The organism is Parvibaculum sp., assembly GCF_049672805.1.
Classification (GTDB): domain Bacteria; phylum Pseudomonadota; class Alphaproteobacteria; order Parvibaculales; family Parvibaculaceae; genus Parvibaculum.
Genome location: NZ_JBATWS010000298.1, coordinates 1 through 7,028, shown reverse-complemented (window position 1 = coordinate 7,028; position 7,028 = coordinate 1). Strand labels below are relative to the sequence as shown.

Here is a 7,028-nt window from a genome sequence, read left to right as displayed (position 1 = left end):
GGGATTCTTGCTCTTCCGGAAGCGCACAATCACGAGCACCAGCAGGATCAGCACCAGCAAGACAATGCCGCTGATGATCGCCAGCAACATATTGTGGAAGGCAATGATGTCAGCCTGCACTTCGGTGACCGGCGCCTGAAGACCAAAGCCCCCATCGACCGGGGCCGCAAAAGCTGCAGCACCGCTGAAAAATGTGGCCGCGAGAGCGACGGCGAAAAGGCCAATTCCGTTCAGAAACCGCATGCTTGTCCCCAGGGTAGTCAGTCAACATTCGAACCATTGGCCGCGCCCGGCTCTGCGAGCAGGCTGCAGCGGTGGCTGTCAGAAACCATAAAGTCCCGTCGCCCGCAAGTTTCGCCGCAACCCTGCTTGTTTTTTATCGTAGGGCGGCGGTTTTCGGGTCTTCCTCCCCGCGGGCGACTCGTGCGCAGCAGTATAGTCAAGGTGTGACGACAAACCACAGAGCCGCGTCCGTTTTGCGACGTTTTGCCACAATTGCGGCACTCTTCCGGCTCCCTAACGGGGAAAAACGGGCATCTGACGGTTCCGGCCTTATATCGACTCGCAAAAACACCTAGAATGAATATCCGACATGTTTCCTTGGGTATAAAGACGGGAATCGCTGACCATGCGGGATGAGGCGCTGATCCATTTCCACTTCGGGCGGCATATTTCGGCGGGGCTTCTCCTGCCGCAGAATGGCGGTGCGGCGCCCGAGCTGATCTCCGAGGCGGCCCCCTGGCTCGATCCGCGGGATCCGGGCCGCTGTGTGGTGGGTTTCTGCGCTGCCCATCCCGATCTTGTGGGCGATGTCACCGCCCCGCCGCCTCCCGGCTGGGAAAACTGGCGCTTTGTCGAATGGGATAACTGGTTCGGCCGCATCAATGGCGTTTTTCTGGTGGACCTCGCTTCCCTCAAGGTGACGCAATACCCACTTTATAGCTGTGCCCCGCAGATCGTTCCGTGCGACCTTTCGGGCCTGCCGCGCCGCCTTGTGCCGGTTGAGGAATGGCTGGCGCGCTAGGCGCCCGGCCCTCCCAACCCTTCCGGACCTTATTGAATCACGGGTAAACCCATGAGTGCTTCTTCCGACGATCTTTTCTTCAGCCGCACTGGGCTAGACCGCGGGCGTGTGAGCGGTCTTGTAGCCGACACGCTGAACGGGGCGGATGATGGCGAACTCTTCATGGAGTTCCGCCAGTCGGAAGCGCTGGGCTTTGATGATGGCCGGCTGAAGATGGCGAGCTTTGACACGGATCAGGGCTTCGGGCTTCGCTGCGTGGCGGGCGAGGCCACGGGCTTTGCCCATGCGTCGGAGTTTTCCGAAGCCGCACTGAAGCGGGCAAGTGATGCCGTGCAGGCGGTAAAGACCGGTCACACGGGCGTTGCCGCTGAAGGTCCGGCGCGCACCAACACGCATCTTTATACGGATGAGAACCCACTCGGTGCGCAGAGCTTCGAGGAGAAGGTGAAGCTTCTCGCGGAGATTGACGCCTATGCGCGGGCGAAAGACCCGCGTGTGCAGCAAGTATCGGCGTCGCTTTCCGGCGAGTGGCAGGCGGTCGAGATCATCCGCGCGGATGGGTCGAGCCTGCGCGACATTCGCCCACTTGTGCGGCTCAATGTGGCGGTCGTTGCCGGTGAAGGCGACAGGCAGGAGACCGGCTCGCATGGCGTCGGCGGCCGCGAAGGCTATGCCGCCTTCATCAATCCCGAGCGCTGGCAGGCGCAGGTGGATGAGGCGCTGCGGCAGGCGCTCGTCAATCTTGAAAGCGTGCCCGCCCCAGCCGGTGAAATGGATGTCGTGCTCGGCCCCGGCTGGCCAGGCATTCTGCTCCATGAAGCAATCGGCCACGGGCTTGAGGGTGACTTTAACCGGAAGAAGACTTCCGCCTTTGCGGGGCTTCTCGGCAGCCGCGTTGCCGCGCCCGGCATTACGGTCGTGGATGACGGCACGCTTGCCGACAGGCGCGGCTCACTTACCATTGATGATGAGGGTACGCCGACCTCGCGCACCGTGCTGATCGAAGACGGCATTCTCAAAGGCTATATGCAGGACAGGCTTAATGCGCGGCTGATGGGCATGGCGCCCACGGGCAATGGCCGTCGCCAGTCCTATGCGCATCAGCCCATGCCGCGCATGACCAATACCTATATGCTCGGCGGCAATCACGATCCGGCGGAAATTCTCTCTTCCGTGAAGAAGGGGCTTTATGCCGTCTCCTTCGGCGGCGGGCAGGTGGATATCACGTCTGGCAAGTTCGTCTTTACCTGCACCGAGGCTTACCTCATCGAGAACGGAAAGATCGGTCGTCCCGTGAAAGGCGCGACATTGATCGGCAACGGGCCGGACGTGCTCACCCGCGTCACCATGATCGGCAATGACATGGCGCTTGATCCCGGCATCGGAACCTGCGGCAAAGCCGGTCAGGGCGTGCCTGTAGGCGTCGGCCAGCCGACGCTGCTGGTGAAGGGGTTGACGGTCGGTGGCACCGCGCAGGCGGCGTAAGAAAGAACACCGGACCAGGGAGATGCCCCGTTCCTGCACAGTGACCGAAAGGGAGACGGGCGCACTCTATCTGTGGCGTCATTCGGCGCTTTATGTCGGCTACGATGTTGCGCCTGAAATGCATCGCCACAGCGCCGCCCAATGCGCGGTTGCGCTTGACGGGCCGCTGGTCGTGCGCACCGAAAACGGTTTCGAGGTGGAGACAGAAGGCGCCGTTTTTGTTGACGCCAACATTCCCCATTGCGTCTCCAGTCCCGAAGGCAAGATCGCCTTTCTCTATCTTGAACGCACTCTCTTTCCGCCCAGCGCCGCAAAGGCAGTACCGACACGAGCATCACCGCCGGGGCTGATCGTGCGCGACATGCCGTTTGATGCGGAATTGCGCGCAAAACTTATGCAGGTCAGAACGGGAAGCCTCAGCCGGGCGGAAGCATCGGATACGCGAACAAAACTGCTTTCGCTTTTCATTCCGCCCGCACCCCAACCAGCGATTGATCCGCGGGTGCAGAAGGTGATGCAGTTCATTGCCGCTCATCCGATGCAGCACCCGGATACGCAGCAGCTTGCCGACATGGCGGGATTGTCACCAAGCCGCCTGCAGCATCTCTTCAGCGACCATACGGGCATGCCCATTCGCCGCTACCTGCTCTGGCAGCGCATACGCTGCGTGCTGGAAGCGGTGCATGGCGGTGCCAATCTGACAGAGGCGGCGCATGAGGCAGGCTTTGCGGACTCCGCACATTTCAGCCGGACATTCCGGGACATGACCGGCATTACACCGTCCGATGTATTCGGCCGAAAGCCGCGAACCACCATCACGATCTGTGATGACTAGCGGGCTTGTTCCACAGCGCCTACTTCCCTGAGTTCCGTGCCGCCCGGCGGCGTCACGAAGAGAAGCGTCACCGGCCCCATCCACTTAAAGCGATGCCAGCGCGCTTGCGGCACGATAGCGGCATTGCCTGCGCGGATTGTTGTGCCGTTTTCATCCGGCCCTTCAAGGACGAGCCGAACTTCACCCTCAAGTACAAGGATCAGCTCATCTCCCTGCGGATGAATCTCCCAATGGTCCGCGTGAAGGTCATCCGGTGTGTTGGCCGTTGTGGTCGCAAGAAGGAGACCGCCCTCCTCACCCGCCCTTTGCATTTCGATAATGGAAAAGCTGCGGCGCGAGATTTTTCCGTTTCGCTTCAGATGAAACAGTTCTTCTGCAGGATTGCCTGTTTCGATCGCAGGTGGCTTGCATTCACTCATCTTTCTCTCCCGATGGCTCGCAGTGATTTTTCGAGCCTATCGGGGCGTGAGAGAGCGGCGCTTGCATGAAACTGCTGCGCTGAGGACAGCAGGATCGTTCAAGCGCCGCAGGTCCTGCGCGCGCTAGCGTCAGGCTCCCTCAACATTTCATGGAGCACCGCCATGTCCGCTTCCCGCGCCGTCCGCACCCTTACCGCCTATAATGCGTGGGCGAATGACGGGCTTTTCACCCTTCTCGAAACGACGGATGAGGCGCAGCGTATTCCCGAAGCGCCGATCCTGCTTGCGATCCTCAACCATGCCCATGCGGTGTGTCAGATTTTTCGCGCGCATATGACGGGCGAGCGCCATGACTATCATTCCGCCAATCCCGAACAGCCGCTGCCGCTTGACGAGCTTTCCGCGTCAGCGCGGGCAATTGATGAATGGTATTGCGATTACGCCCATTCGCTAAGCGAAGCGGAACTCACCCAGCGCATCGATTTTCGCTTCACGAGTGGCGAGAAAGCGTCCATGACACGGGAGGAAATGATCCTTCACGTCGTCAATCACGGCACCTATCACCGTGGCAATATCGGCGTGATCCTTCAAAAAAACGGCATCCTGCCGGACAAGGATGTGATCACGGATTTCCTGTCGGCCCGCGCGGTCACGTCCTGACTGTCACCCCTTGCTGCTATGGCAGACGGCCTGCAGCTTGTTGCCATGCGGGTCGCGGATATAGGCGCCGTAATAATTCGGGTGGTAATGCGGGCGGAGGCCGGGGGCACCTTCGCTGCTGCCACCCATTTCAAGCGCCTTTGCGTGGAACGCATCCACCGAAGCGCGATCGGATGCGAGAAAGGCGGCGTGCCAGCCATTGCCGCTGTGATGCGGTGCGCCGTCAAAGGGCTTCACCACAAAGAGCTTCGGCCCCGTCGCCGTGCCATAGGAAAGTGTACCCGGCACCTTGAAGAAGGGTTCGATGCCGAGCGTTGCCAGCAGCGCATCATAAAAGGCTTCGAGTTTTTCCGGTTCATTCGAGCCGATGGTGACATGGCTGAACATGGAAAGCGCTCCCCTTTTTCGGAAACGTCAGATACCGGATAGCATCAGAAAGCGAACTCCTTGAAGACCGGATCGACCGAGCCGTTCCAGCGGCCATGATAGAGGTCGAGCAAATCTTCTGCGGGTGACTTGCCTCTCTCGACAATCTCTTCAACCGCACGGAGATGGATTGCCTCGCTGGCGCCGACACCATCGCCCTGCGCACGTGCTTCGAGGCCCGCGCGCGATATGGCAACTACCCGGCGCGCAATATCCAGCAGCGTGCCGCCCCGGAAAGGCGTGTGAAGCCCGTGCTTGGCCACGCCATCGCGCAGCGCCTGACGCTCTTGTGCTGTCCAGTCCTTCACGAGATCCCATGCGGCATCGAGCGAGGACTGGTCATAGAGAAGGCCGACCCAGAAAGCGGGCAGACCGCAAATGCGCGCCCAGGGGCCGCCATCAGCGCCGCGCATTTCGATATAATTCTTCACGCGGGCTTCGGGGAAGATCGTGGTCAGGTGATTGTTCCAGTCACCGCGTGTCGGGGTTTCGCCCGGCAACGCGGGAAGCCGGCCCTCAAGGAAGTCGCGGAAACTCTGCCCTGTCGCGTCGATATATTTTCCGTCGCGGTAAACGAAATACATCGGCACATCGAGCGCGTAATCGACCCAGCGTTCAAAGCCGAAACCATCTTCAAACACGAAGGGCACCATGCCTGCCCGCGCATTGTCCGTATCGGTCCATACATGGGAACGAAAGGATAGATAGCCGTTGGGCTTTCCTTCCGTAAACGGAGAATTTGCAAATATGGCCGTTGCAACGGGTTGAAGCGCAATGCCGACGCGCAGCTTCTGCACCATGTCGGCTTCTGATGAGAAGTCGAGATTCACCTGCACGGTGCAGGACCGATACATCATGTCGAGACCCATGGTCCCGACTTTCTTCATGTATTCGGTCATGATCTTGTAGCGGCCCTTGGGCATGACGGGAATTTCGTCGCGCCGCCAGTTCGGCGTGAAGCCGAGGCCGAGAAAACCGATCCCATGCTCCGCGCCAACTTCCTTCACCTGCGCCAGATGTTCATGAAGCTCCGCACAGGTCTGGTGCAGCGTTTCAAGCGGCGCGCCGGAAAGTTCAAACTGCCCGCCCGGCTCCAGCGAGATGTTGCCTGCGCTCTCGCTCTCAAGACCGATGATGTGTTCGCCTTCCATCACGGGCTTCCAGCCAAAACGCTTCATGCCTTCCAGCATGGCGCGGATGCCGTGATCGCCGCCATAGGGGATGGGGGTCAGGTTTTTCGTGCAGAAGGGAAACTTTTCGTGCTCCGTGCCGATGCGCCATTCCTGGCGCGGCTTGTTTCCGCGCTCCAGCGCAGCCACGAGGTCACGACGGTCGGTAATGGGCTCGGGCCCGGCGACGAGAATGCTCATTCGAGCCCCTTTTGTTTTTATATGGACCTGCGCCTATGCGGAGCGAGCCGACCGCCCCGCTGCCGGTCCCCAGTCACGCGCCGGTTACAACCCTGCCCCGGCGCTGTTCAGATGTAGGAGCGCAATCTCGGCATGGCAAGCGCCAAAGCCGGTTCAAAAAATCACAGCGGATGGACGGGAAAGACACAGGCGGCGATCGATTCGCGCTCTTCCGCTCCCGGATCAGGCAGCGTCACCTCCCCTGCGCCATGCGGCGGCGGACCGAGGCGAGGAAGGCCGCCCGCTTTTCGGGTGTAGAATCATCCATCTTGTAGCAGGCGACCCAGAGCTGCTTGCAGCACTTGCTGCACAGGGCGCGGAGGCCGCGCATGAGGACACGGCGATGGGGTTCGCCCACCAGTTTCGACCACCACCAGGGCGCGCCGCAGGTCGTGACCGCACCCATGAAGCGGATATGCTGAAGGCGCGGGCGGATGGTCTTTCCTTCGGCGAGGTCGAAGGCAACGCCCGGCACCCAGACGCGGTCGAGCCAGCCTTTCAGCATGGCGGGCATGTCGTACCACCATGTCGGAAATACAAAGACAATGCCTTCGGCTGCGTGAAGCTGCTCGACGTAACGTTCGATCCCTTCGGTATTGATGTTCGGGTCTTCGTAATTTTCGTGCTCGCAGGCGCTCAGGCGCGGATCGAAATGATCTGCATAGAGATCGACAAGATCAATCTCGTGGCCTGCCTCTTTCAGCCCCTCGATCACGGCATCGCGCACGGCGGCGGTGAAACTTTCGGGCCGCGGGTGGCAGTAAATGACG

Annotated in this window: 9 protein-coding genes; 4 read left to right on the top strand and 5 right to left on the bottom strand. The window is 60.5% G+C overall.

The features are described 5' to 3' along the window. On the bottom strand, window positions 1-243 hold a 243-nt coding region (locus tag WBF74_RS09540; RefSeq protein WP_424438708.1), incomplete at its 3' end, for a cytochrome c oxidase subunit II transmembrane domain-containing protein. Window positions 244-628: 385 nt separating this feature from the next. On the opposite strand from WBF74_RS09540, the gene WBF74_RS09535 reads away from it, so the two are divergent. Genes WBF74_RS09535 through WBF74_RS09525 form a run of 3 tightly spaced genes read left to right on the top strand, consistent with a single transcriptional unit; the run spans window position 629 to window position 3,344 of the window. Continuing rightward, window positions 629-1,024, top strand: a complete 396-nt coding sequence (locus tag WBF74_RS09535; RefSeq protein WP_424438705.1) for a hypothetical protein — start codon at window positions 629-631, stop codon at window positions 1,022-1,024. 51 nt (window positions 1,025-1,075) lie between these two features. Further along, the gene (gene tldD / locus WBF74_RS09530; protein WP_424438702.1) at window positions 1,076-2,509 is read left to right on the top strand and encodes a metalloprotease TldD; all 1,434 of its coding nucleotides are present in this window, start codon (window positions 1,076-1,078) and stop codon (window positions 2,507-2,509) included. Window positions 2,510-2,531: 22 nt separating this feature from the next. Further along, complete coding sequence (locus WBF74_RS09525) at window positions 2,532-3,344, top strand: helix-turn-helix transcriptional regulator (protein ID WP_424438699.1); 813 nt, start codon at window positions 2,532-2,534, stop codon at window positions 3,342-3,344. On the opposite strand, the gene WBF74_RS09520 is transcribed toward WBF74_RS09525, so the two are convergent. Then, window positions 3,341-3,763, bottom strand: a complete 423-nt coding sequence (locus tag WBF74_RS09520) for a cupin domain-containing protein (protein ID WP_424438696.1) — start codon at window positions 3,761-3,763, stop codon at window positions 3,341-3,343. The two genes, WBF74_RS09525 and WBF74_RS09520, sit on opposite strands and share 4 nt — an antisense overlap. Window positions 3,764-3,925: 162 nt before the next feature. Between WBF74_RS09520 and WBF74_RS09515 the strand changes: the two genes are divergently transcribed. Then, complete coding sequence (locus tag WBF74_RS09515; RefSeq protein ID WP_424438693.1) at window positions 3,926-4,423, top strand: DinB family protein; 498 nt, start codon at window positions 3,926-3,928, stop codon at window positions 4,421-4,423. 3 nt (window positions 4,424-4,426) lie between these two features. Here the strand turns inward: WBF74_RS09515 and WBF74_RS09510 are convergent, their stop codons facing one another. From WBF74_RS09510 to WBF74_RS09500, 3 genes are all read right to left on the bottom strand, one after another. Continuing rightward, entirely contained in the window at window positions 4,427-4,810 is a 384-nt protein-coding gene (locus tag WBF74_RS09510) for a VOC family protein (protein WP_424438690.1), read from the bottom strand. 44 nt (window positions 4,811-4,854) lie between these two features. Then, window positions 4,855-6,219, bottom strand: a complete 1,365-nt coding sequence (locus WBF74_RS09505; RefSeq protein ID WP_424438687.1) for a glutamate--cysteine ligase — start codon at window positions 6,217-6,219, stop codon at window positions 4,855-4,857. Window positions 6,220-6,451: 232 nt separating this feature from the next. Further along, window positions 6,452-7,028: NAD(P)H-dependent oxidoreductase (locus tag WBF74_RS09500; RefSeq protein WP_424438684.1), on the bottom strand; the 577-nt coding region annotated here is incomplete at its 5' end.